Below are 22,995 nucleotides of genomic sequence, written 5' to 3' on the forward strand. Positions count from 1 at the left end.
CGTGAAGAAAAATAATAATAATAAACGTTCATCAATGCTGCAGCTTGCCCATAATATAAATACCCTCATCAATGCTCAATGGACATGGGGGTTGCTGTCATGGATAGAGCTTTTGCTTCTGGGGTGTTTGGACAAAAAAACGGGAGGGAATCCGTTTCAATGAACAACAAGCATGACAGTGGAGCTAAGATCGAAATAGAGAATTCTGCTGAAATTAAGAGTATGGTGATTTGTGGATACAATACATTTGGATGGGACAGAGATAAGATAGCAGAATTATTTTTTAGAATATTCGAATATTGCAACGAAAATTATAATGAATACCAAAAATATTATGATAGCCAAATCGTTGAATATGTAAAAAACAAAATTGATATTTTTTGTGTTCAAGAGGCAGGATGCTTTAATCACATATCACTCCTGAAATCCTATAAAAGATTCCATTGTGATTGGCGGCGTAGAATCGCGAAAAAATACCTTAAGGAAATAAAATTATACGTAGAAAAAGTTTATGATCAAAGCAGTTCTTATCAGAATAAGACCAAAGAGTATTATGTGTGGGATCAGATGAAGAAGTGGGAAAAGCAAAGTTATGAAGAGCTGCTCAATGCATGGGGTGGTGTGGTTGATTTGAGGGGCAACTCAAGATGTTCGATCGGAATAATGTGCAAAGAAGAGGATGCTGTGGATATAGAAGATAGGAAAATACACATAACAGACAGTGTCTTTCATAGGCCAATTCTTGGTTTGACCTATCGTGGTTTGCCAGTTTATTCAGTGCACGCGCCAGCATCAAACAAGGATGCAAAAAAGGCTGCATACATTGAAAATTTAATAAAAACGATGATCAGAATGCACAATAAAAAATGGATAGTGGTTGGTGATTTCAATTACAACCCATTGTTATCTAATGATATTTTGAAGGGAAAACTGGAAAATGGACGATTTCTAGAAGAATATACGAAGATATGTGCGCCGAATGAACCTACCCAAAACAGTGGAGGAACCCTTGACTATGCCATTCACGGTAGCGGCGTCAGTTGCAAAATAATTGAGGTTTTGCCATCGACCAAGTCGGATCATCGGCCGGTTCTTTACGAAGCTGGGTTCGCACCATAACCGGAGCGGGTAATCACGCCGCGCCGCGCAGTTCCTCGGCCTTCTGCAGGTCCACGCTGACGAGTTGCGAGACGCCCCGCTCGACCATGGTCACGCCGAACAGCCGGTCCACGCGGGCCATGGTCAGGCGGTGGTGGGTGATGATGAGGAAGCGGGTGTTGCCCTCTCGCGCGATGTCTTCCACCAGATCGCAGAAGCGGCCGACATTGGCCTCGTCCAGCGGCGCGTCCACCTCGTCCAGCACGCAGATCGGGGCGGGGTTGGAGCGGAAGACGGCGAACAGCAGCGACAGCGCGGTCAGGGCCTGCTCGCCGCCGGACAGCAGCGACAACACCTGCAGCTTCTTGCCCGGCGGGCTGGCGTAGATCTCCAGCCCGGCCTGCAGCGGGTCCTCGGCGTTGACCAGCTCCAGATGCGCCTTGCCGCCGCCGAACAGGCGGATGAACAGTTCCTGGAAATTGCGGTTCACGGTGTCGAAGGAGGCGACCAGACGCTCCCGCGCCTCGCGGTTCAGGCTGGCGATGCCCTGGCGCAGGCGGGCGATGGCGCTGACCAGATCTTCGCGCTCGGTCTGCAGCGTGCCGATCTGGGTTTCCAGCTCCGCCGCCTCGATCTCGGCGCGCAGATTGACCGGCCCCATGTTCTCCCGCTCGCGGGTCAGCTTGTCGAGGCGCGACTCCACGACCGCCACGTCGGGCATCGCCTCGTCGGGGGGGAGATCGGCGGCGGCACGGGTCTGCTCGGGGCGGCAGTTCAGCCGCTCGGCGATGCGCTCCGTCAGGGTCTGGCCGTTCTGCAGCGCGGCGGAGACGGCGGCCTCGGCGTGGGCGCGGGCCTCGCGGGCGTCGGCCAGCCCGGATTCGGCCTGCTTCAGAAGCTTCTCGGTTTCGGCCAGCCGGTTCTCCGCTTCGGCCAGGGCGTCGGCGGCGCGCTTGCGGGCGCGTTCGGCCTCGCTGATCCGGCCGAGCAGGGCCTGACGGTCGGCCTCGATCGCCGCCGGGCGGCTTTGCAACTGTCCGAGATCCGTTTCGGCGGCGGCGGCGCGCTCCTTCAACTCGGCCACGCGCCCGCCCGCCCCGGCGGAGCGGGTGCCCCAGGAGGCGACGTCCTGCTGGATGGCGGACAAGCGCTGGCGGCGGGACTGCGCCTCGCGGGTCAGGCGGTCCAGCGCGTTCTGCTTCTCGGCCAGGACGGCGCGGTGCTCGGCGAGCGTGGCGCGGCGGTCGTTGACGGCGTCGCGGCCCTCGCGCGGGTCGGGCAGGGCGTCCAGCAGCTCCCGCGCCTCCTCCAGGGCGGCCTCGGCCTCCTGCCGGTCGGTCTCCAGCCGCGCGATGCCATCGACCAGCGCCGCCAGCTTCGACGCGGCGGCGTCGGCCTCGCGGGCCAGCTTGGCGTGGCGGTCGCGGGCGGCGGTCACCCCGGCGAAGGCCTCGCGCACCGCGTCGCGGGCGCGGCGGTCGGCCTGGGCGGCCTCCTCGACGGCGCGCTTGGCCTCGTCCAGGGCGTCCCGGGCGACCTCCAGCCGCTCGTCGGCGAGGTCCAGCTCGCCGCGCAGCTCGTTCAGGCGGTTGCGCTGCTTCAGGCGGACGGCGGCGGCGGTCGGCGCGCCGGCCTGCACGGTCAGCCCGTCCCAGCGCCACGCCCCGCCGTCGCGGCTGACCAAGGTCTGGCCGGGCGCGAGACCAGCGGCCAGGGCGGCACCCGCGTCGTCGTCGGCCACCACGCCGATGTGCGACAGGGCGCGGGCGACGGCCTCCGGTCCCTGGACGCGGTCGGCCAGCGGCTCGGCCCCGGCGGGCAGGGGAGTGGCGTCGGGGTAGGGCGGCAGGGGACGCCAATGGACCGGGGCGGCCTCGTCCAGCGGCGCGGTCAGCGCGTCGCCCAGCGCCGCCGCCAGGGCGCCCTCATAGCCGGGGGTAACGGTCACCGCGTCGACCAGCGGCGGAAACAGGTCGCCCGCCCCGGCGGACAACAGCTCGGCCAGCGCCTTTTCCTCCGCCTTCAGCTTGGCGCGGGCGGATTCGGCGGCCTGCAGGGCCTCGCGGGCGCGGGCCTGGGCGGGTTCGGCGTCGGTCTTGGCGCGTTCGGCCCGTTCGGCGGCCTCGCGGGCGTCCTCCAGCCGCTGTTCGGCCAGCTCGACGGCCAGCTCGGACTCGGCCACGTCGGCGCGGGCGGCGATCTCGCGCTCCAGCGCGTCGCGCTGCGCCTGCTGCTCGGCGAGGCGCCGGGCAAGCCCGGAGGCCCGCGTTTCAAAATCAGCGACCTGCCGCTGGGTGGCGGCGCGGCGCGCCTCGTCGGCGGCGGTCTGCTCCGTCAGGCGGGTCAACTCGCGGTCGAGCGCGTCCACCGCTTCCCGCGCATCGGCCAGCGCCTCCCGCGCGGCCTCCTCCAGCATCTCCTCGTCGGCCTGGGCTTCCAGCAGGCGGTCGCGCTCGGCCTCCAGCCGGGCCAGCGCGTCGCCGGCGTCGGCGGCCAGAGCCTCCTCGCGGCCGAGGTCGCCGGCGATCTGCTGCAGGCGGGAGAGCAGGGCGCGCTGCTGCTCGGCGACCCGCTTCTCCTCGGCGTCGAGCTGCTCCTTGGCGATGACCAGCCGTTGCAGGGCGGCGGCGGCGGCCGCTTCGGCCTGGCGCTTCTCCGGCAGCCCGGCGGCATCGTCGGTGCGGCGGGTGGTGAGTTGGGTGACCGCCAGCATCAGTTCCCGCACCGCGCCCTCGGCCTTGGCGAAGGCGCCGCGGGCGCGCGCCAGCTCGCCTTCATGGGCGATCCAGCGCAGGTGCCAGAGCACCGCCTCCGCCTTGCGGATCTGTTCGGAGAGGTTGCGGTAGCGGGCGGCCTGCCGCGCCTGCTTCTTCAGGCTCTGAAGCTGGGTGTCCATGGCCCCGATCACGTCGTCGAGGCGCATGAGGTTGGCTTCGGCCGCCTTCAGCCGCAGTTCCGCCTCGTGCCGGCGGGAGTGCAGGCCGGTGATGCCCGCCGCCTCCTCCAGCAGCATGCGGCGGTCCTGCGGCTTGGCGTTGATGATCTGGCCGACCTTGCCCTGGCTGACCAGCGCCGGGGAGGCGGCGCCCGAGGCGTTGTCGGCGAAGAGGAGCTGGACGTCGCGGGCGCGCACCAGCTTGCCGTTGATGCGGTAGTCGGAGCCGTTGCCGCGCTCGATCCGCCGCGTCACCTCCAGCTCGTCGTGCTCGTTGAAGCCGGCGGGGGCGGTGCGGGTGCGGTTGTCGATGAGGAGGGCGACCTCGCCCAGATTGCGCGCCGGACGATTGGCCGTGCCGCCGAAGATGACGTCGTCCATGTCGTCGCCGCGCATGCGCTTGGCGGAGGTTTCCCCCATCACCCAGCGCAGCGCCTCCACCAGATTCGACTTGCCGCAGCCGTTGGGGCCGACGATGCCGGTCATGCCCGGCTCGATCACCAGATCGGTGGCGTCGACGAACGACTTGAAGCCGGACAGGCGGAGGCGCGTGAAGTGCACGGGATCGAAGCCTTCTGCCCGGTCCTTACTTCACCAGCTTGTCGATGGCGGCGGCGAAGGTCTCGAAGGACTGCGCGCCGCTGATGGTGGCCGCGCCCTCGTTGAGGACGAAGGTCGGGGTGGCCTCCACCTTGTACTTGTCCTGGCCGACCAGACGGCTCTGCAGGATGCCGTCGGCCAGCGCCTGGTTGGCCATGCAGGCGTTGATGACCTGCTCGCTCATGCCGGCGAGCTTGCCGTACTGGGCCAGCGCCTTGACCGGGTCGGCGGCGCGGCTCCACTGGCCCTGGCTCTTGAACAGCACGTCGAGCAGCGGGTAGTAGCGCTCCGCCGGGGCGCAGCGGGCCAGCATGGAGGCGCGCAGCGCCGCCTGATCGAAGGGGAAGTCGCGGAAGATCAGCTTCGCCTTGCCGGTGTCGATGTAGGCTTCCTTGATCTTCGGCAGCGTCTCGGTGTGGAAGGCGGCGCAGTGCGGGCAGGTCATCGACGAATAGTCGAGGATCGTCACCGGCGCGTTGGGGTTGCCGAGCACCCGGTCGGCCAGCAGATCGGCGGTCGAAGCGGCGGGAGCCTGCGCCGTCTGCACCGGTGCCGTCTGCACGGGCAGAGTCTGCCCGTTCGACGGCCGGGAGCCGGCAACGGCGAGCCCGATGATCAGCGTCATGCCGACCGCGATCAGAGCAACGATGCCCAAAAGGTTGCGGTTCACTTTGGCCTCATCCCTACCAGATGTTGATGGTATAATCGAAACTCCCCTTTTGCGGCAAGAGTATGGCCCAGCCCGAGCCGGCTCCCGCCCCAAGGGATCCTTGGTGGCTAGCGGCGTCGCGGCGCCGGACGCGGGCGGGCGAGCAGCGACCGCCCGAAGCGCTCCAGCGTGGCCCGCAGCTCCTCGTCCTCCACCGTGGCGGTGGTGGTCATCACCGACAGCTCCTCATCCATGGTCAGGTCGCGCGGGCGCACCACCGGCTTCTGTATGGTCAGCGGGGCGGCGTGGATCAGCTTGATCTTCGCCACCGCGCGGTAGCCGAAGAAGCTGTTGATCCGCTCCACGATCTGCGGTTCCAGATGCTGTAGCTCCAGCGCGATGGCGCCCATGGCGCGGATGTGCAGGACGGCGTCCTCCCGCTTGCCGCGCGGGAAGCTCAGCTTGTCGGGGGCGGTGCGCAGGCTCAACTGGTGGCCGACGATGGACGGCCAGTCGTTGATGAGCGAGCCGAAGGCCAGCCCGCGCTTGCCCAGCGCCTTTCCGGCCACCTCGGGGACGGTCTGGCCGATTCGCCGCGGTCCGTTCATGTCAAGGCTTCCTGGTCGGGGCTTCCTGGTGATGGTCCGCGCACCCTAGCGCAAGCGGGCAGGGCTTCGCCAGCGCCCCCGCGGGTGTTCCTTTATCGGCGGCCCTTTATCGGCGGCCCTTTATCGGTGTCCGGGTTCGCCCTATGTCTTGCCGCCATGACGACGCCTTCCCACACCGCCTCCAAGCACGCCCCCAGGGACGCCGCCCAACGGCTGCTCTCCTGGTACGATCACAACCGCCGCGACCTGCCCTGGCGCGCCAAGCCGGGGGAGGTTGCCGACCCCTACCGGGTCTGGCTGTCGGAGATCATGCTGCAGCAGACCACGGTGCCCGCCGCCGCGCCTTACTTCCGCGCCTTCACGGAGCGCTGGCCGACGGTGCGCGACCTCGCGGCGGCGCCGCTGGACGACGTTCTGGTGGCCTGGGCCGGCCTCGGCTACTACGCGCGGGCGCGCAACCTGCACAAATGCGCGCAGGTGGTGGCGACGGAGCGGGCGGGGCGCTTCCCCGACAAGGAGGCGGCTCTGCTGGAGTTGCCGGGCGTCGGCGCCTACACCGCGGCGGCGATCACCGCCATCGCCTTCGGCCACAAGGCGACGGTGGTGGACGGCAATGTGGAGCGGGTGGTCTCCCGCGTGTTCGCCGTCGAGGAACCGCTCCCCGGCGTGAAGCCCAAGCTGCGCGCGCTGGCCGCCCTCCTGACGCCGGACGAGCGGCCCGGCGACTACGCCCAGGCGATGATGGATCTCGGCGCCACGGTCTGCACGCCGCGCAAGCCGAAATGCATGCTCTGCCCCTGGTCGGATTGGTGCGCCGCCCGTGCCGCCGGCATCCAGGAGCAGCTTCCACGCAAGGCCGCCAAGGCGGACAAGCCGACCCGGCGCGGCGTCGCCTTCTGGCTTCTGAACCCGGAGGGGGCCGTGCTGCTGCGCCGCCGGGCGGAGGAGGGGCTGCTGGGCGGCATGACCGAGGTGCCCTCCACCCCCTGGGCCGGCCACGCGCCGACCGAGGCGGAGATCGCGGCGGCGGCGCCGCTGGATTTGTCCTGGCGCCGGCTGCCGGGCGTGGTCCGCCATACTTTCAGCCATTTTCACCTCGACCTTGAGGTCGTCGCGGCCAAGGCCGGCGACGGCTGGCGGATGGCCGAGGGGCTGTGGGTGCCGGTGGACCGGCTCGGCGGGCAGGCCCTCCCTTCCGTCATGATGAAGGTGGTGCGCCACGCCCTGGCTCACGCGTAGACGGGGCGCACGCATGAACGGACAATGGACGGAGCGAGATGAGGCGGCGGACGATCCTGGCCCTGCCGGCCTTCCTGGCCGGCGCATGGCTTGCCGGGCCCCTGCGGGCGGAGACGCCCCAAAGGACGGAGCTTAAGGCAAAGAAGGCCCCGGCCCCCGCCGGACGCCGCGTTGCCCTGGAGCTGGTTCTGGCGGTGGACGGGTCGGCCTCCATCACCGACGGTGACCTGGAATTCCAGTTGCAGGGCCACGCCGCGGCCTTCCGCGATCCGGACGTCCGCGACGCGGTGACCGCGGGCGGCGTGGCGGCGACCCTGGTGGTCTTCTCCGGCCCGCACAGCCTGCGCGTCCTGGTGCCCTGGACGCCCCTGACCAGCGCGGAGGAGGTTGCCGCCTTCGCGGACCGGATCGACAAGGCGCCGCGCGGCTTCCAGGGCGACTCCACGGCGCTGGGCAACGCCATCGCGGAGTCGGCGAAGCTGTTCGCCGGCAACGGCTTCGATGCCGCGCGCAAGGTGATCGACATCGTGTCGAACGGCTTTTCCAACAGCGGCCCGGACCCCGCGGAAGTCCGCGACCGGGTCGAGCGGCAGGGGATCACCATCAACGCGCTGGCCATTCTCGACGAGTTTCCGTGGCTGGAGGAGTACTATCAGGAAAACGTCGTCGGCGGCGTGAATGCTTTCGTGAAGACGGCGATGGACCGCGGCAGTTTCGTCGAGGCTCTCCGGCAGAAACTCATCCAGGAGATCGCCGCTCTTCCCGCGCCATATTCGGTTATCGTCGCTGATAATTTCTGAACGCCATGGCTCGGCGGCTCCGAATTTTGGAAAATCGTCTGGAGGAATGAAGCCGGATCAGGCTACCTTACCGTTGCGTGCAGAGCGCATTTCGGGCGCGTCGCTCTGGGTGTCCTTCTGAGCGCGGGGCGTCCTTCGCGGCGCTTGGGAGCGGCGGGATGGACAATCGGAAGCCGGTGGATCCGGGTGACTTCGCGGTCGCGGACATCGTGGCGGCGGCCGGTGCGGCGGTCGCCGGACGAACCGTCGCCTGTGGCGCGGCCTGCCCGTCCGGCGCTCCGTCGGCGGCGGCCGGCGGCGGCGGGCGCAAACCCCGTCTGCCGGTGGTGGCGATGGTCCTGGCCGTCGCCGCCGTGCTGACACTGGGGGCGCTGACAGCGCTGGTCGGGTCCACCTTCCTCGGCGTCGCCGGCCTTGCGGAGGAGGCGCGCACCGCCATCATGCCGCGCGCGGGCGCCCAGCACCGCGACGCCTTGGCCGTTGCGGACCTGGGCCGGCTGGCCGAGGTGATCCTCAACAGCCGCGACCGCACCCGCCGCGTCGCCGCCATGGACGAGGCGGAGGCGCTGGCCGGCCGGTTCGCCCGGGTGCTGGATGCCAAAGCCCTCGACACGCTCGACCAGACGATGACCGTCTTGCGGCGCGGCAGTCTTCATGCCGACCTGCTCGACGCGCTGTCCGTCAGCATCGGCGAGCAGCTGGCGGGGGTGGACGGCGCGCTGGCCGACGCCACGGCGCTGCTGGCGGAGCCGGACAAGGCGGTCCAGGATTACGCTTTTCTCAGCAACCTGTACCACCTGCGTCGGCTCTACGGGCTGGCGGCGGCCAGCGACACGGCGGAGCGGCTCGCGTTGCTGGACAGCGAGGTCCTTGAGCGGCTGCGCAACCAGCAAACCCTCCTGGACAGCCTCTCCAGCATGAAGACGGGGCCGGCGGCGCAGCCCAACCGCCTTGCCATCGTCCTGGACCGCTTCGCATCGGCGCGCGCGGTGACCGACCTGCAGCGTGGCCGCCTGTCCGTGCTGGCCCAGGTCCGGGCGGACGGCGATCTTGCCCGTCGACCGTTGGAGACTCTGGCCGCCAGCCTGCCGAGCGACGCCGCCTTCACCGCGCTCGGCATGATGGACCGCGTCGTCGCCGATGGCTGGCGCGGGTGGTGGATCGGGTTGGCGGGGGGAGCGGCGGTCACCCTGCTGCTGGGTGGCGTGACGCTGCTGCTGCTGCGCCATGTGGCGGCTCCGCTCCTGCGCCTCGGCGACACGCTGGACGCCTTGCGGGACACCCCGGAAACCGTGGCGCCACCGCCCGCCTCGCTGGAAGAGTTCGCGCGAATCGGGACGGCGGTCGAGGGGCTGGCCGGAGCGTTCGGCGCGTTGCGCCGTGAGGCCGCGGTTTCGCGGGCGAACGAGGGACGGCTGAGCGCCATTCTGCAGTCCTCGCCCTTTCCCATCGTCATCGCGCGGCGCACCGACGGGCGCATCCTGTTCGCCAACGCACCCAGCGCCGACCTTCTGGAGACCCCCGGCTCCGCCCTGCTGGACCGTGCGATGCCAAACTTCCTGGAGGCGCCGGAAGACTGGGAGGCCATTGCCGACGGCGTGTGTCGGCGCGGGCGGCTGCCCGACGTCGAGACGCGGCTGATCACCGCCGAGGGGCGCCCCTTCTGGGGCGCGCTGTCGGCGATGGCGATGGATCACGATGGCGTGGACTCGCTGTTCGTGGCGCTTCGCGACATCTCCGCGCGCAAATACGCCGAAAAGACGCTGTTCGCCGCGAAGGAGGCGGCGGAACGCGCGCTGCACGATCTCCATCGGACCCAAAGGAGCCTCATCCAGGCGGAGAAGCTGGCGTCGCTTGGGGCTCTGGTGGCCGGGGCGGCCCATGAGATCAGCACGCCCGTCGGACTCGGGGTGACCGCCACCAGCCATCTTGCCGAGCAGGCTCGGCAATTCAAGGCGGGCATGACGGATGGGCAGTTGCGCCGCCGCGATCTGGAAGAGTTCGTGGACCGGGTCGAGGAGGGGGCCTCCATCATCCTGAGCAACCTGGAGCGCGCCTGCACCCTGGTGGAGAGCGTCAAGCAGGTGGCCGTGGACCGGGCGTCGGAAGCGCGGCGCCGGTTCGAACTGCGCGGCTATCTCGACGGCGTGTTCGGCAGCCTGGCACCGCAACTGAAGGGCACCGGGCATCGGGTGACGCTGGACTGTCCGGACGGGCTGGTCATGGACAGCTATCCCGGCGCCCTGTCGCAGGTCGTGTCGAATCTGGTCATCAACGCCCTGCTGCACGCCTTCCGGCCCGATGCGCCCGGCACCATCGCCATCACCGTGCGCACCGGCGGTCCGCCCGACGCCGGCGCGACGAGCGTCATGCTGGACATCGCCGACGATGGCCGCGGCATTCCGCCGGACCAGATCGAGCGCATCTTCGAGCCCTTCTTCACCACGCGCCGCGCCGAAGGCGGCAGCGGGCTCGGCCTGCACATCGTCTACGACATCGTCACGGGGACTCTCGGCGGGCGCATCGCCGTGGCGTCGCAGCCGGGGGCCGGCTGCCGCTTCACCATCCATCTGCCATTGGCCGCATCATCCGGCACGCCGGCCCCTGGCCGTGACGTCATTCCGGCCGCCGCTGTCACGGCCGGCCGCGTCGCGGTGGAGGAGAGGGAACCCGCCTGACGGGTCAGGCCCGGGCGCGCTCGATCTCGACGCCGACGCTGGCGGCGTCCGGGAACACGTCCAGCTTCTCCACCCTCACCTTGACGCTGGCGATCCGCTCGTCGGACAGGCAGCGCTCGGCGATCCGTTCGGCCAGCGTTTCGATCAGGGTGACGTGGCCCTGGCTGACCAACCCCTTCACCACCGCCGCCATGTCCTCGCCGGTGACGCCGGGGGCGGCGATCTCAAGGTCGAGGCTCAGTCGGATGCGCTGCGGCTTGATCCGTTCGTGGGCATAGACGCCGATCAGCGCATCCATGACCAGATCGCGCACGAAGCAACGGGTGGAAAGCGACGCCGGGGCCGAACGGGGCGCCGGAGCGGTGACGGTGGCGAAGAGCTTGTTCATGGCGCACACGCCTATCACGCCGTCCCCGTCCTGCCAAGGCATGCGGGCGGCGTGCGATGAGGGGCTCCAATGCCGAACGCGCGGGAACGGAGCGGCGTCAATGGCCGCCCCGATCCCCGTCCGGTGCCGAAAATCAGGCGGAGGCTTCGGAGCGGATGCGCTCGCGCAGCACGTCGATGGGACGCAGGTCGCCGCCGTCCTCGTAGTGCCAGAAGGTCCAGCCGTTGCAAGCCGGCAGGCCGGCCATGGCGGCCCCCACCTGATGAATGGACCCGCGATGCTCGCCGCGCGGGCCGGCGCCGATCAGCGTGCCGTCGGCGCGCACCCGCGCGACGACGCGCCGGCGCAGGTCGAACAGCGACGTGCCGGGGCGCAGCAGGCCGCGCTCCACCACCCAGCCGAAGGGAATGCGCGGGGCGGACCGCTTCGGCGGCGTGTCGAGAACGGCGGCGTCGGGCGCCTCCTCCACCGCCTCGATGCGGGCGGTGGCCGCCTTGGCGTAGGTTGGATCGCGCTCCAGCCCGATCCAGTTGCGGCCCAGCCGCTTCGCCACCGCACCCGTGGTGCCCGTGCCGAAGAAGGGGTCCAGCACCGTGTCGCCGGGGCGGGAGGAGGACAGGATGACACGGTAGAGAAGCGATTCCGGCTTCTGCGTCGGGTGGGCCTTGCGGCCGTCCTCGTCGCGCAGGCGCTCCGCCCCGTTGCAGATCGGCAGCAGCCAGTCGCTGCGCATCTGCAGATCGTCGTTCAGCGCCTTCATGGCGTCGTAGTTGAAGCGGTAGCGGGCGTCCTTCTCGCGCGAGGCCCAGATCATGGTCTCATGCGCGTTGGCGAAGCGCGTGCCGCGGAAGTTCGGCATCGGGTTGGTCTTGCGCCACACGATGTCGTTCAGAATCCAGAAGCCCAGATTCTGCAGCGTGGCGCCGACACGGAAGATGTTGTGGTAGCTGCCGATCACCCACAACGATCCCTCGGGCTTCAGGATGCGGCGGGCCGCGGCGAGCCAGTCCCGCGTGAAGCGGTCATAGGTCTCGAAATCCTCGAACTTGTCCCAGTCCTCTTCCACCCCGTCAACACGGGAATGGTTCGGGCGCAAGAGTTCGCCCCCCAGCTGGAGGTTATAAGGCGGATCGGCAAAGACAAGGTCCACCGATTCAGCCGGCATTTCATTCATGAGGGCGATGCAATCGCCCACGAGAATTTTGTTCAGGGGGAGCATTGACGAAACCAAAACAGCGAATCAGTCGTTGCGACAATGATTCGCCGCCGAGTCGCCGTCAACTGATTTCTTGCCCCGGAATCGCGGCGGTCAGCCGGCCCGTTCGATTTGGGCGCGGACTGGTGCAAAAGTGACTCGGTGGTGGGGCGTCACGCCGTGGCGGCGCAGCGCCTCCAGATGCTCCGGCGTCGGGTAGCCGGCGTTGCGGTCCCAGCCATATTCCGGGTGAAGCTCGGCCAGCCGCATCATCTCGCGGTCGCGCGCCACCTTGGCGACGATGGAGGCGGCGGCGATCGACTGGCTGCGCCCGTCGCCCTTGACGATGGCCTCCATCAGGCAGGACAGGGCGGGCTTGAACTTGCCGTCGATCAGCGCGACGGCGGGCGGCTCGCCAGGCAGCGCCTCGTAGGCGCGCTTCATGGCCAGCAGCGTGGCCTTGTGGATGTTGAGCGCGTCAATCTCCGCCGCGGACGCCTCGGCGAGCGCGACGGCCAGGGCGTGGGCGCGGATCTCCGGCTCCAGCGCCTCGCGGGCGCGCAGGCTCAGCGCCTTGCTGTCGTTGATGGCGCGGGCCAGCGCGTCGGGCAGTCCGCCCGCCGGCAGCACCACGGCGGCGGTGACCACCGGCCCGGCAAGCGGGCCGCGACCGACCTCGTCGATGCCGCAGACCAGCCGCCCCTGGCCCAGCGAGGTCTCGAAGGACAGGTCGGGCTGCGGGCGGACAGCTTTCGGGCGGACGGTCTTGATGGTGGCCTTGGACGTCATGGGGTGTCGGTTCTTGCGGGTTCGGCGTGGTGGGGCAGGAACCGTCCGCCGGAGAGCTGCTCGATGTAGATGCGCGTCAGCGAGCGCAGGATGGGCGGCATCGTCTCGATGGCTTTGGCGAACTGGTCCTTGCGGATGATTTCGCAGACCGTGGCCTCCAGCGCAACGACGGTGGCGGCGCGCGGCCGGTTGGCGAGGAGGGCCAACTCCCCGAAAATGCGCCCCGGACCGAGCACGCCGAGGTCGGCGCCGTCGCGCCGAACGCCGACCGAGCCGGACTGGATCAGGTAGGCCGCCGTTCCCTCGTCCCCCTGGCGGAAGAAGCTGTGGCCGCTGCGGAACATGCGGCGGTCGGCCACCGTGGCGAAGGAATCGGAGGAGCGGATGGCGGCGCCCCCCTTCTGCCGCTCGGGTTGGGACAGGCCGTAGCTGCGGCGGATCGCGGCGACGAGGCTTTCCAGCAGATAGGAGGCCAGCGGCGGGCAGCGGCCGCGCAGCGCGCGGAAGGTCTCGCGCGACAGCTCCACCGCCTCGACGCTGGTCACGGCGCGCACCGTGGCGCTGCGCAGCCCATCGTCCAGCAGAGCCATCTCCCCGACGATGGCGTTGGCGCCGACACTGCCCAGGCGGCGGGGACCCTCCGGGCCGTCCAGCAGAATCTCCAGTTCGCCCGACTGGATCAGCCACGCGCAGTCCCCGGCCTCGCCCTGCCGGATCAGCACGGTGTCCGCGGCGATGCGCCGCGTGGGAAGGTCGGGTCCGCTTCTGGTCATCACCGGTTCCATCGCTCCGGGCCGGCCGCCCGCGTTCCATGGAGATTAGCGCGAATGCCGATCCGCTTCAGGCGAATTTGCCGCGGTCGACATGTGGCGGCCGTGACGCTTGGCGGGGCGCGTCGGCTGCGCTATGCATGGCGCCCTCAAATCGAGAGGCCGGAAGTCATGACCACCACCGCCACCACCGAATGCCCCTGCCGTTCCGGCAAGCCCCTGGACGCCTGCTGCGGCCCCTATCTCGACGGCAGCGCGCCGGCGCCGACCGCCGAAGCGCTGATGCGGTCGCGCTATTCGGCCTTCGCCTGCGGGAAGATCGATTACCTGCAGGAAACGCTGCTGCCGGAGACCCGCGAGGACTTCGACCGCAAGGAGATCGAGACCTGGGCCGCCAACAGCCAGTGGACCGGCCTCGAGGTCCGCAGCACCGAGGCCGGCGGGGCGCAGGACGAGGAGGGCGTGGTCGAGTTCGTCGCCCACTTCACCATGAACGGCAAGCCACAGAAGCACCACGAGACCAGCCGCTTCACCAAGCGGGGCGGCCGCTGGTACTATGTGGACGGCACCCTGGGCGCCCGCCCGCGCAGCGGCCCCAAGGTCGGCCGGAACGATCCCTGCCCCTGCGGCAGCGGCAAGAAGTACAAGAAGTGCTGCGGGGCGGCCTGACGGCGCAGTCGTGAGGGGGCGGTCGTGAGGGGCCGCTTTTGATCGGCAATCCGCCGATTCTCACAGCAATTGCGATATTTTTGGTCGCCCGGTGACCGCCGGGCGGCCTTTGGCCGCGTTTTGGCCGAATCTTTCTTTCCGGCGCGCGCGATCTCAATTGAAAAGCGCTGCGGAACGGATCATCTTCGGGGGGCCATGTTCCGCCGGTTGGGGCATGGCCTATCACGACAGATGAGACCACGTATGTTCGACCGTCCGCAGCGCAACAGCTTCCGCGCTCCCGAGATCACCCAGCGCAACATCCGCGCCACCGTCAAGTGGTTCAACGCGACCAAGGGCTTCGGCTTCGTCACGCCCGAAGATGGTTCGCCGGATGCCTTCCTGCATTCCACGGTTCTGCAGTTCTGCGGACACGACAGCCTGCCCGAGGGTGCCACCATCACCTGTGACCTGTCCCGTGGCCCGAAGGGCCCGCAGGTCGCCACCATCCACGACGTCGACACCTCGACCGCCAGCGAGTCCCCGCGCCCGGCGGCGCGCGCTCCGCGCGGCGACAGCTACGGCGGCGGCTACGGCGGCGGCAGCAGCTACGGCGGCGGCGCCGAGGAGACGGTCGACGGCACCGTGAAGTGGTTCAACGTGTCGAAGGGCTTCGGCTTCATCGCCCCGTCCACCGGCGGCAAGGACATCTTCGTCCACATCCGCGCTCTGGAGCGTTCGGGCCTCGACGTGCTCGCCGACGGCGAGCAGGTGCGGGTGACCGTCCGCCAGGGCGTCAAGGGTCCGGAAGCGCAGCGCGTCGAAGTGGTCTGACGTCGAACAACCGGGTGTGAGGGGGCGGGGCGGACCCATCCCCACACGCCCGGTCGCGGAAGCAGCACCATTCCCTTCACTGTCTCAACCCGCCCATGGGGTCCGAGACGGTGCGCGGGGCACAAAGAAAAAGCCCGCCGCTCCACTGGAGCGGCGGGCTTTTTTGTTTGATCCCATCGTTGATCTCGTTGGAGGGGTTGATCTCGTTGGAGGGGCGGCGGTTACGGCCGCCCGATCAGCGTGCCCATCAGGCGGGTGCGGATGGCGGCGACGGCGCAGTCCAGCGGGCGGTCGGCGTCCGGCTTCGACGGGGCGGCGGCCACGTCCGGGCACAGATCCTCGATCCGCCAGGCGCGCGGCGGCGGCGGCGGGGTGGCGTGCGGATCGCAGGTCGCCGGGTCGGGGTGGGTTTCCTCGCTGTTGTCGTTGGCCGGCTTGATCTCCAGGTTCGGCGACACGCCGAAGCAGTCGACCAGTCCGCCCGACGGGCGGAAGTAGCGGGCCGTGGTCAGTCGGATGCCGATGTCGCCGGACAGCGACGAGATGGTCTGCACCGACCCCTTGCCATAGCTGCGCGTGCCGAACAGCAGCGCCCGGCTGTGGTCCTGAAGGGCGCCCGCGACGATCTCCGAGGCCGAGGCCGACCCGCTGTTGATCAGCAGGACGATGGGCAGCCCGGCCAGCAGGTCGCCCGGCGTGCCGGTGTAGCGGCGGTTCTCGTCCGGATCGCGGCCGCGCACCGACACGATGTCCACCGCCTCCAGGAAGCGGTCGGCGACGTTCACCGCCTGGTCGAGCAGGCCGCCGGGGTTGTTGCGCAGGTCCAGCACCGCGCCGGCCAGCCGGCCATGGGCCTGGCGGCGCATCTCCTCCACCGCGTCGTCGAGCGCGTGGGAGGTCTGCTGGTTGAAGGCGGCGATGCGGATGTATGCGACGTCGCCCTCCAGCCGGTAGCGGACGGGCTGGATCTTCACGATGGCGCGGGTCAGCGACACCCGGAACGGGGCGTCGGGGCCGCCGTTGCCGCTGGTCCCGCCGTTGCGGCGCATGGTCAGGGCGACGGAGGTGCCGACCGGGCCGCGCATGCGCGCCACCGCATCCCGCAGGTTCATGCCCTTGACCTGCGCCTCGTCGATCCGGGCGATCAGGTCGCCGGTGCGCAGCCCGGCGCGGGCGGCGGGGGAACCGTCGATGGGCGATACGACGCGGATCAGGCCGCTGTCCTCGTCCATCGTCACCTCGATGCCCAGCCCGCCGAACTCGCCCTGGGTCTGCTCCCGCATGTAGCGGAAATGCTCCGAATCGAGGAAGGCCGAATAGGGGTCGAGGGAGGTCAGCATGGCGTCCAGCGCCGCCTCGGTCAGCACCCGGTCGGTGGCCCCCGGCTCCTCCTTCTTCTTCTTCTGAAGGCCGGCGACGGCCTTTTCGACCAGCACCTGCGGCGTGCCCGGCTTCACATGCTCGGCCAGCACGCGGCGCAGGACATCGGAGAACAGGAGGTAGTTGCGGTCCGCCGGGGAGGGGAGGGAGGAGGTTCCCTTGGCCTTCGCGAATTCCTGCCGGTAATGGTCCAGCGCGATGCTGGTGTCGGCGCGGGAGGCGGGCACCACCGCGCAGGCGGGTCCCATCGCCACCATCAGCAGCAACAGCGCCGCCAGCAGTTTCGCCATCCTGCGCCCCTCTTGACTGACCGGCCCGGCCGGCGGAATCAAAGCCATCAACGCGACTGCAAGCCTTATTGTACCAGGGGTTTCGCCTGCCGGACGCCCAAGGCCGGTGCATATGTGCGTTTGTACAGCGGAACATAGCCTTGCGGCCGGTCCCGCCGGTCGTCCATCCGCAACCTAGCACGTTGACCGGGCAATCTCAAATCCTGGCCCCTGGTGCCGCGGGACCCGTCGCCTCGCGTCGATTAGGATATATGTCTCCGCCCGCCGCGCCGCCACTCTCCGGGCGGGGGAGGGCGGCGGCGCGGGGATTCTACGCCTTAATAGGCACCTTTTCCGCTGAGCATCACGCCGACCGTGCGCAGCAGGATGCGGATATCGCCCCACAGGCTCCAGCCCAGCAGATAGGCGGTGTCGAGCTGGACGCGCCGTCCGTAATCCACGTCGTTGCGGCCGCTGACCTGCCACAACCCGGTCAGTCCGGGGCGGCACCGCATGTAGAAGGGGAAGCAGACGTGATAGCGGGCCACCTCCTCCTGCACGATGGGGCGCGGGCCGACCAGACTCATGTCGCCGGTCAGAACGTTGAAGAGCTGCGGCAGCTCGTCCAGGCTGGTGCGGCGCAGGAAGCGGCCGATCCAGGTGATTCGGGGGTCGTTGCGCAGCTTGCGCGTGGCCTCCCACTCGGCGCGGGCCTCCGGGTCGGACTCGATGTGCTTCTCGAAGACCTCCGGCGCATTGACGACCATCGAGCGGAATTTCAAGCAGGTAAAGTCCCGGCCCTCGGTCCCGATGCGGCGGTGGCCGAACACGGCGGGGCCGCCATCCAGCGTGATGAGAAGCCCGACGATCAGCATCAGCGGCCCGAAGAACAGGATCAGCGCGACCGCCCCGACGAGGTCGAAGGCCCGTTTCACCCGGTTGCGGTGCAGCGGTTCGGTGGCCGGCAAGCGCGCGACCAGGTCCGCGGCGGACGCCGTGCCGGCGAGCGTCGCCGGCTCCAGCGGTGCAGCACCCAACTGGATGGACTGCGGAATACCCATCGATCCCCCGTACTCACAATTCGGCTGACGGAAACACGACCGCCTTCCGGGGGAGGCAACGCGCGAGGCGCGTCCGGGGTCCCCCGGCTGGACCGATCCGCCGCAGTTCCATTGCGGTACGCCGGGTGGTGGGAACGGGGCCGACGGGGTGCCCCGTTCGGTGGAAGCGGAGGCTCAGCAGATGCGAGGAAGCTGCTCGCCGGACAGCCAGTCGACGATGCGCTTGCCGCCGAAGCGGGTCTCCATCTGCACGAAACGGTGGGAATCCTCGACCACCGTGCCGATGATGGCGGCCTCGGTGCCCAGCGGATGGGCGCGCATGGCCGCCAGCAGGCGATCGGCGTCCTCCGCCGCGCAGATGGCGATCAGCTTGCCCTCGTTGGCGACGTAGAGCGGGTCGAGGCCCAGCAGTTCGCAGGCCGCCGCGACCTCCGCCTTCAACGGGATGGCGGCCTCGCGCAGCAGCATGCCGACACCCGACTGGTGGGCGATCTCGTTCAGCGTCGTCGCCAGCCCGCCGCGGGTCGGGTCGCGCAGCACATGCACGTCCGGCACCGCCGCGACCATGCCGGCGACCAGCCCGTGCAACGCCGCGCTGTCCGAGCGGATGTCGGTCTCGAAGCTGAGATTCTCGCGGGTGGACATGATGGCGACGCCGTGGTCGCCCAGGGTGCCGCTGACCAGGATGGCGTCGCCGGGCCGCGCCCGCTCGCCGGATGGGGCGACGCCGGGGGGAACGACGCCGATGCCGGTGGTGGTGATGAAGACGCCGTCCCCCTTGCCGCGCTCCACCACCTTGGTGTCGCCGGTGACGATGGACACGCCGGCCTCGCGCGCGGCCTGGGCCATGCTGTCCACCAGCCGCTTCAGGTCGGCCAGCGGGAAGCCCTCCTCCAGAATGAAGCCGGCGGTCAGATAGAGCGGCACCGCCCCGGCCATGGCGACGTCGTTCACCGTGCCGTGCACGGCCAGCGAGCCGATGTCGCCGCCGGGAAAGAACAGGGGCGAGACGACGAAGCCGTCGGTCGTCACCACCATGCGCCCGGCGGGCGGATCGAAGGCCGCCTGGTCGTTGCCCTGGTCGAGCAGCGGGTTGGCGAAGGCGGCGGCGAACAGCTCCCGCACCAGCTGGGCCATCGCCTTGCCGCCCGATCCGTGGCTCATGTCCACGGCGCCACTGGCGAGGTCGAGCTTGCGGGTGAAGAGACGTCGGTCGGTCATGGCGGGGTCCAGGAAGTCAGGCGGCGGTTCAGGCGGCGGCGCCGGTGGAGTCTTGGGAAGCGGGCGGCAAGGTGCCGGTTTCGGCGAGCAGGGCGAGCGTGCGCTCCGCCTCCTCCGGGTCGAGCTTGGACAGGGCGTAGCCGACATGCACGATGACGTAGTCGCCCACCGCCACCCCCTCGACCAGCGCCAGGGAGCAGGCGACCTTCACCCCGCCCAGGCTGACGGTGGCGCGGTCGTCCTCCAGAAGCTCGATCACGCGGGCGGGGACGGCGAGGCACATGGGGGCGGTCCTTTCTGAAGCAAACTCTGCATGGCGACCCAGGCCTGTCCCAGGCTGAGCCCGCCGTCGTTGGCCGGCGCCTGGCGCGGCAGCAGCGCGGTGACGCCGCGCGCCGCGAAGCCGGCGTTCAGCCGCTCTGCCAGCACGGCGTTCATCAGGCAGCCGCCGGACAAGGCGACGCGGTCGAGGCCGCGCGCCGCCAGTTCCGGCATGGCCCACTCGACGAGCGCTGCGGCCAGGGTGCCATGGAACCGGTCGGCCCCCTCCTGCGCATTGATCTGCAACAAACTTTCCAGAAGGGGGGTGAGGTCCAGGATGCCGCGGTCGATCCGCCAGCCGCCCTCCAGCACCGTGGGGCGGCGGACCAGCGATTCCAGGGCCATCGGCGCCTCGCCCTCGAAGCCGGCGACCGCGCGAACCCCCAGCAGCCCGCAGGCGGCGTCGAACCAGCGCCCGCAGGAGCTGGTGGGCGGTGCGTTGACGCCGGCCTCGATCATCCGCCGCACGCCGTCCGCCGGGCCGCAGGCGGCGAAGCGCCCGGCGATCTCCGCGCCGCGCCCCATGCGGGCCAGCGCAGCCGCCCCCATGCGCCAGGGCTGGCGCGCCGCCACGTCGCCGCCCGGCTGGGCCAGCGGCCCTAGATGGCCGAGGCGGGTGAAGCCGGCCCCCTCCACCAGCAGCATCTCCCCCCCCAGGACCCGCCGTCCGCCCCCAGCCCGAACCCGTCCAGCGCCAGCCCTAGCGCCGGGCCGTCCTCGCCATGTTCGGCCAGCACCGCCGCGATATGGGCGTGATGATGCTGGACCGGCAGCGTCGGCAGGCCGAGCGATTCGGCGAAGCGCGTGCCCTGGAAGTCGGGGTGGAGGTCGTGGGCGACGGCAACCGGCTCCACCGCCAGGATGCGGCGCAGATGGGCGACGCTTTCCTCCAGGAACGCCAGCGTCGCGGCGTTGTCGAGGTCGCCGATGTGCTGGCTGAGGAAGGCCTCGCTGCCGCGGGTCAGGCAGACGGTGGCCTTCAGATGCCCGCCGACCGCCAGCACCGGCGGCCCGGCGCGCGGCAGGCGGATGGGCACCGGCGCATGGCCGCGGCCCCGCCGCAGGAACGCCGGCGCGCCAGCCACCACCCGCATCACGCTGTCGTCGGCGCGGATCAGGATGTCGCGGTCATGGTCGACGATCAGGTCGGCGATGCCGTCCAACCGCCGCCGCGCCTCGTCGTTGCCGATGGCGAGCGGTTCGCCGCCGGGGTTGGCGGAGGTCATGACCAGGGCGAGGTCCTGCGGCCGCTCCAGCCACGCCGTGCCGTCGGGGCGCCCGGCGGCCTCGTGGAACAGCAGATGATGGATCGGCGTGTAGGGCAGCATGATCCCCAGCCAGGCGAGGCCGGGGGCGATGGAATCGGGGAGCGACGGGGCGCCGACCCGCCGCCGCACCACCACGACGGGCCGCGCCACCCCCTCCAGCAGCGTCCGCTCCGCCGCCCCCACCGCCACGAACCGCTCGGCGGAGGCGGCGTTGGCGACCATCAGGGCGAAGGGCTTGCCGTTGCGCTGCTTGCGCGCGCGCAGCCGCTCCACCGCCGCCGCATCGAACGCGTCGCAGGCGAGGTGGAAGCCGCCCAGCCCCTTGATGGCGACAATCCGCCCGCCGCGCAGCGCGGCCAGCACCGCCTCGATGGGATGGGACAGGCGCGGGCCGCAGGCGGGACAGGCGGTCGGCTGGGCGTGGAAGCGGCGGTCGGCGGGGTCGGCGTATTCGGCGGCGCAGTCCGGGCAGAGCGGAAAGCCCGCCATGGCGGTCTGCGGCCGGTCGTAGGGCAGGGCGCGCGTGATGGTGAAGCGCGGGCCGCAATGGGTGCAGTTGAGGAACGGGTAGCGGTAGCGCCGGTCCGCCGGGTCGAACAACTCGGCCAGACAGGCCGGGCAGACGGCGGCGTCGGGGGCGACCCCCGTGGTCACCGCACCGCCCAGCGAGGCCAGGATGGCGAAGCCCGCCTCGCCGGGGTGGACGGGGCGGTCTTCCGTTTCGACCGCGTCGATCCGCGCCAGCGGCGGGGCGTCCTCCGCGAGCGCCGTCAGGAGGCGTTCCAGGCCATAGCCCTGCACCTCCGCCAGCACGCCGTCCCCGTCGTTCAGAACCCAGCCGGTCAGGGCAAAGCGGTGCGCCAGCCCATGCAGGAAGGGCCGGAAGCCGACCCCCTGCACCTGTCCGCGGACCCGGAGCCGCAGCCGCTTCACCGTGCGGCGACTGCTTTGGCAAGCCCCTCCGCGATCCAGCCGTACCATTCCTCCAGCCCCTGGCCGGCGGTCGCGGAGACCTCAATCACGCGCAGGTCGGGGTTGAGTTGGCGGGCGTAGGCGATCATGCGCGCCACGTCGAAGGTCAGGTGGGGCAGCAGATCGACCTTGTTGACCAGGAGCAGATCGGCGCCGGCGAACATCGCCGGGTACTTCAGGGGCTTGTCCTCCCCTTCCGTCACCGAAAGCACGACGACCTTGTGCGCCTCGCCGAGGTCGAAACCGGCCGGGCAGACGAGGTTGCCGACATTCTCGATGAACAGGACGCTGCCGGTCTCCACCGGCAGGCGCCCCACCGCCTGGGTGACCATCTGGGCGTCGAGATGGCAGCCCTTGCCGGTGTTGACCTGGATGGCCGGCGTGCCGGTGGCGCGGATGCGGTCGGCGTCGAAGGAGGTCTGCTGGTCGCCCTCGATCACCGCCATCGGGAACCGGCCCTTCAGGTCGGTCAGCGTGCGGGTCAGCAGGGTCGTCTTGCCCGAACCGGGGCTGGACATCAGGTTCAGCACGAACACGCCCTTGGCCGCGAAAAGCTGGCGGTTCACCGCGGCGAAGCTGTCGTTCTTGGCGAGGATGTCCTGTTCGATGGCGACCAGCCGGGTCTGCGACAGGCCCGGCACCTCCGTCCCCGCCGGGCCGCGGCCGAGGTCGATGGTGCCGTGGTCGTGCCCGTACCCATGGCCGTGGCCATGGTCGTCGCCGTGGGTGTGCCGGTAGACCTTGCCGTCCGGGCCGACATGCTCGTGGCTGTGGTCGTGATGATGATGATGATGATGATGGTCATGGTCATGGTCATGGTCATGGTCATGATCGTGAGGATGGTCATGACCATGGTGGTGATGGTGGCCGTACGCGTGGCCGGCCTCGATTTTCGTTTCGCCTTCGGCGCAGCCGCAGACCGTGCACATCACTCCACCTCCAGTTCCTTGACGCGCATTTCCTCGCCGCCGGTCACCATGAGCTGGTGGCCGCCGCAGTCCGGGCAGGGGGCCGACCGCTCGGGCAGCGGCACCGGCTTCTCGCAGGACAGGCAGAAGGCCTGACCCGGCGGGCGTTCGATGTCCAGGACGGCGCCCTCCGCGATGGTGCCGCGGCTGACCGCGTCGAAGCCGAAGGCGATGGCCTGCGGTTCGACATGCGACAGGGTGCCGATGACCAGCCGCACCGTCTTCACCTTCGTGAAGCCCTGGACCGCCGCCTGATCGCGGATCACGTCGATGATGCCCTGGCTGAGCGCCAGCTCGTGCATGG

Annotated in this window: 19 protein-coding genes and 1 pseudogene; 6 read left to right on the forward strand and 14 right to left on the reverse strand. The window is 69.3% G+C overall.

Going from position 1 to position 22,995, the window contains the following annotated elements; translation table 11 throughout:
* The first annotated feature begins 99 nt into the window (after positions 1 to 99).
* Positions 100 to 1,119, forward strand: coding sequence for an endonuclease/exonuclease/phosphatase family protein (locus D3869_RS21950; protein ID WP_137141898.1), 1,020 nt, complete (start codon positions 100 to 102; stop codon positions 1,117 to 1,119).
* A gap of 13 nt (positions 1,120 to 1,132) precedes the next feature.
* On the opposite strand, the gene D3869_RS21955 is transcribed toward D3869_RS21950, so the two are convergent.
* From D3869_RS21955 to D3869_RS21965, 3 genes are all read right to left on the reverse strand, one after another.
* Positions 1,133 to 4,594 (reverse strand): chromosome segregation SMC family protein, encoded by a 3,462-nt coding sequence (locus tag D3869_RS21955; RefSeq protein ID WP_137141899.1) that lies wholly within the window; start codon positions 4,592 to 4,594, stop codon positions 1,133 to 1,135.
* A gap of 25 nt (positions 4,595 to 4,619) precedes the next feature.
* Entirely contained in the window at positions 4,620 to 5,303 is a 684-nt protein-coding gene (locus tag D3869_RS21960) for a DsbA family protein (protein ID WP_247895838.1), read from the reverse strand.
* A gap of 107 nt (positions 5,304 to 5,410) precedes the next feature.
* Positions 5,411 to 5,890 (reverse strand): DUF721 domain-containing protein, encoded by a 480-nt coding sequence (locus tag D3869_RS21965; protein WP_137141900.1) that lies wholly within the window; start codon positions 5,888 to 5,890, stop codon positions 5,411 to 5,413.
* A gap of 156 nt (positions 5,891 to 6,046) precedes the next feature.
* On the opposite strand from D3869_RS21965, the gene mutY reads away from it, so the two are divergent.
* The 3 genes from mutY to D3869_RS21980 all read left to right on the forward strand — a co-directional run bounded on the left by mutY (position 6,047) and on the right by D3869_RS21980 (position 10,607).
* Entirely contained in the window at positions 6,047 to 7,129 is a 1,083-nt protein-coding gene (mutY, locus tag D3869_RS21970) for an A/G-specific adenine glycosylase (protein WP_137141901.1), read from the forward strand.
* Positions 7,130 to 7,167: 38 nt separating this feature from the next.
* Positions 7,168 to 7,929: a DUF1194 domain-containing protein gene (locus D3869_RS21975; protein WP_137141902.1), complete on the forward strand. Its 762-nt coding sequence runs from the start codon at positions 7,168 to 7,170 to the stop codon at positions 7,927 to 7,929.
* A gap of 158 nt (positions 7,930 to 8,087) precedes the next feature.
* The gene (locus tag D3869_RS21980; RefSeq protein WP_137141903.1) at positions 8,088 to 10,607 is read left to right on the forward strand and encodes a PAS domain-containing sensor histidine kinase; all 2,520 of its coding nucleotides are present in this window, start codon (positions 8,088 to 8,090) and stop codon (positions 10,605 to 10,607) included.
* A 4-nt stretch (positions 10,608 to 10,611) separates the two neighbouring features.
* On the opposite strand, the gene D3869_RS21985 is transcribed toward D3869_RS21980, so the two are convergent.
* The 4 genes from D3869_RS21985 to D3869_RS22000 all read right to left on the reverse strand — a co-directional run bounded on the left by D3869_RS21985 (position 10,612) and on the right by D3869_RS22000 (position 13,752).
* Entirely contained in the window at positions 10,612 to 10,995 is a 384-nt protein-coding gene (locus D3869_RS21985; RefSeq protein ID WP_247895839.1) for a dihydroneopterin aldolase, read from the reverse strand.
* 133 nt (positions 10,996 to 11,128) lie between these two features.
* Positions 11,129 to 12,214 (reverse strand): site-specific DNA-methyltransferase, encoded by a 1,086-nt coding sequence (locus D3869_RS21990; RefSeq protein ID WP_041812428.1) that lies wholly within the window; start codon positions 12,212 to 12,214, stop codon positions 11,129 to 11,131.
* Between the two features lie 90 nt (positions 12,215 to 12,304).
* On the reverse strand, positions 12,305 to 12,979 hold the full coding sequence (locus D3869_RS21995; protein WP_137141905.1) for a ribonuclease HII: 675 nt from the start codon (positions 12,977 to 12,979) through the stop codon (positions 12,305 to 12,307).
* A complete protein-coding gene (locus tag D3869_RS22000) occupies positions 12,976 to 13,752 on the reverse strand; it encodes a cyclic nucleotide-binding domain-containing protein (RefSeq protein ID WP_247895840.1) in 777 nt (258 codons plus the stop codon). The genes D3869_RS21995 and D3869_RS22000 overlap by 4 nt, the downstream gene beginning before the upstream one ends.
* Before the next feature lie 168 nt (positions 13,753 to 13,920).
* Between D3869_RS22000 and D3869_RS22005 the strand changes: the two genes are divergently transcribed.
* On the forward strand, positions 13,921 to 14,418 hold the full coding sequence (locus tag D3869_RS22005; protein WP_137141907.1) for a YchJ family protein: 498 nt from the start codon (positions 13,921 to 13,923) through the stop codon (positions 14,416 to 14,418).
* Positions 14,419 to 14,661: 243 nt separating this feature from the next.
* A complete protein-coding gene (locus tag D3869_RS22010) occupies positions 14,662 to 15,231 on the forward strand; it encodes a cold-shock protein (RefSeq protein WP_094304834.1) in 570 nt (189 codons plus the stop codon).
* A 221-nt stretch (positions 15,232 to 15,452) separates the two neighbouring features.
* Here the strand turns inward: D3869_RS22010 and D3869_RS22015 are convergent, their stop codons facing one another.
* The 7 genes and pseudogenes from D3869_RS22015 to hypA form a co-directional block, all read right to left on the reverse strand.
* Positions 15,453 to 16,901: a S41 family peptidase gene (locus tag D3869_RS22015; RefSeq protein WP_137141908.1), complete on the reverse strand. Its 1,449-nt coding sequence runs from the start codon at positions 16,899 to 16,901 to the stop codon at positions 15,453 to 15,455.
* Between the two features lie 317 nt (positions 16,902 to 17,218).
* Positions 17,219 to 17,941, reverse strand: a complete 723-nt coding sequence (locus tag D3869_RS22020; RefSeq protein ID WP_137141909.1) for a sugar transferase — start codon at positions 17,939 to 17,941, stop codon at positions 17,219 to 17,221.
* Positions 17,942 to 18,115: 174 nt separating this feature from the next.
* Positions 18,116 to 19,162, reverse strand: coding sequence for a hydrogenase expression/formation protein HypE (gene hypE, locus D3869_RS22025; RefSeq protein WP_137141910.1), 1,047 nt, complete (start codon positions 19,160 to 19,162; stop codon positions 18,116 to 18,118).
* Positions 19,163 to 19,190: 28 nt separating this feature from the next.
* Positions 19,191 to 19,445 (reverse strand): HypC/HybG/HupF family hydrogenase formation chaperone, encoded by a 255-nt coding sequence (locus D3869_RS22030; protein WP_137141911.1) that lies wholly within the window; start codon positions 19,443 to 19,445, stop codon positions 19,191 to 19,193.
* A pseudogene (gene hypF / locus D3869_RS22035) lies at positions 19,418 to 21,732 on the reverse strand (carbamoyltransferase HypF). The gene D3869_RS22030 and the pseudogene hypF overlap by 28 nt, the downstream one beginning before the upstream one ends.
* Positions 21,681 to 22,652 carry a hydrogenase nickel incorporation protein HypB gene (gene hypB / locus D3869_RS22040; protein ID WP_137141912.1) on the reverse strand — a complete coding sequence of 324 codons (972 nt, stop codon included), beginning with the start codon at positions 22,650 to 22,652 and terminating at the stop codon, positions 21,681 to 21,683. Before hypB ends, hypF begins: the two are co-directional and overlap by 52 nt.
* Positions 22,652 to 22,993 carry a hydrogenase maturation nickel metallochaperone HypA gene (gene hypA, locus D3869_RS22045; protein ID WP_137141913.1) on the reverse strand — a complete coding sequence of 114 codons (342 nt, stop codon included), beginning with the start codon at positions 22,991 to 22,993 and terminating at the stop codon, positions 22,652 to 22,654. Before hypA ends, hypB begins: the two co-directional genes overlap by 1 nt.
* Positions 22,994 to 22,995 lie beyond the last annotated feature (2 nt).

It is taken from the genome of Azospirillum brasilense (assembly GCF_005222205.1).
In the GTDB taxonomy this organism is placed as follows: Bacteria; Pseudomonadota; Alphaproteobacteria; order Azospirillales; family Azospirillaceae; genus Azospirillum; species Azospirillum brasilense_G.

Bases quoted from the DNA above. Each gene is read 5' to 3' on its own strand.
- D3869_RS21950 (WP_137141898.1), top strand. From the start codon at position 100: ATGGATAGAGCTTTTGCTTCTGGGGTGTTTGGACAAAAAAACGGGAGG.
- D3869_RS21965 (WP_137141900.1), bottom strand. From the start codon at position 5,890: ATGAACGGACCGCGGCGAATCGGCCAGACCGTCCCCGAGGTGGCCGGA.
- mutY (WP_137141901.1), top strand. From the start codon at position 6,047: ATGACGACGCCTTCCCACACCGCCTCCAAGCACGCCCCCAGGGACGCC.
- D3869_RS21975 (WP_137141902.1), top strand. From the start codon at position 7,168: ATGAGGCGGCGGACGATCCTGGCCCTGCCGGCCTTCCTGGCCGGCGCA.
- D3869_RS21980 (WP_137141903.1), top strand. From the start codon at position 8,088: ATGGACAATCGGAAGCCGGTGGATCCGGGTGACTTCGCGGTCGCGGAC.
- D3869_RS21985 (WP_247895839.1), bottom strand. From the start codon at position 10,995: ATGAACAAGCTCTTCGCCACCGTCACCGCTCCGGCGCCCCGTTCGGCC.
- D3869_RS21990 (WP_041812428.1), bottom strand. From the start codon at position 12,214: ATGCTCCCCCTGAACAAAATTCTCGTGGGCGATTGCATCGCCCTCATG.
- D3869_RS21995 (WP_137141905.1), bottom strand. From the start codon at position 12,979: ATGACGTCCAAGGCCACCATCAAGACCGTCCGCCCGAAAGCTGTCCGC.
- D3869_RS22000 (WP_247895840.1), bottom strand. From the start codon at position 13,752: ATGACCAGAAGCGGACCCGACCTTCCCACGCGGCGCATCGCCGCGGAC.
- D3869_RS22005 (WP_137141907.1), top strand. From the start codon at position 13,921: ATGACCACCACCGCCACCACCGAATGCCCCTGCCGTTCCGGCAAGCCC.
- D3869_RS22010 (WP_094304834.1), top strand. From the start codon at position 14,662: ATGTTCGACCGTCCGCAGCGCAACAGCTTCCGCGCTCCCGAGATCACC.
- D3869_RS22015 (WP_137141908.1), bottom strand. From the start codon at position 16,901: ATGGCGAAACTGCTGGCGGCGCTGTTGCTGCTGATGGTGGCGATGGGA.
- D3869_RS22020 (WP_137141909.1), bottom strand. From the start codon at position 17,941: ATGGGTATTCCGCAGTCCATCCAGTTGGGTGCTGCACCGCTGGAGCCG.
- hypE (WP_137141910.1), bottom strand. From the start codon at position 19,162: ATGACCGACCGACGTCTCTTCACCCGCAAGCTCGACCTCGCCAGTGGC.
- D3869_RS22030 (WP_137141911.1), bottom strand. From the start codon at position 19,445: ATGTGCCTCGCCGTCCCCGCCCGCGTGATCGAGCTTCTGGAGGACGAC.
- hypB (WP_137141912.1), bottom strand. From the start codon at position 22,652: ATGTGCACGGTCTGCGGCTGCGCCGAAGGCGAAACGAAAATCGAGGCC.
- hypA (WP_137141913.1), bottom strand. From the start codon at position 22,993: ATGCACGAGCTGGCGCTCAGCCAGGGCATCATCGACGTGATCCGCGAT.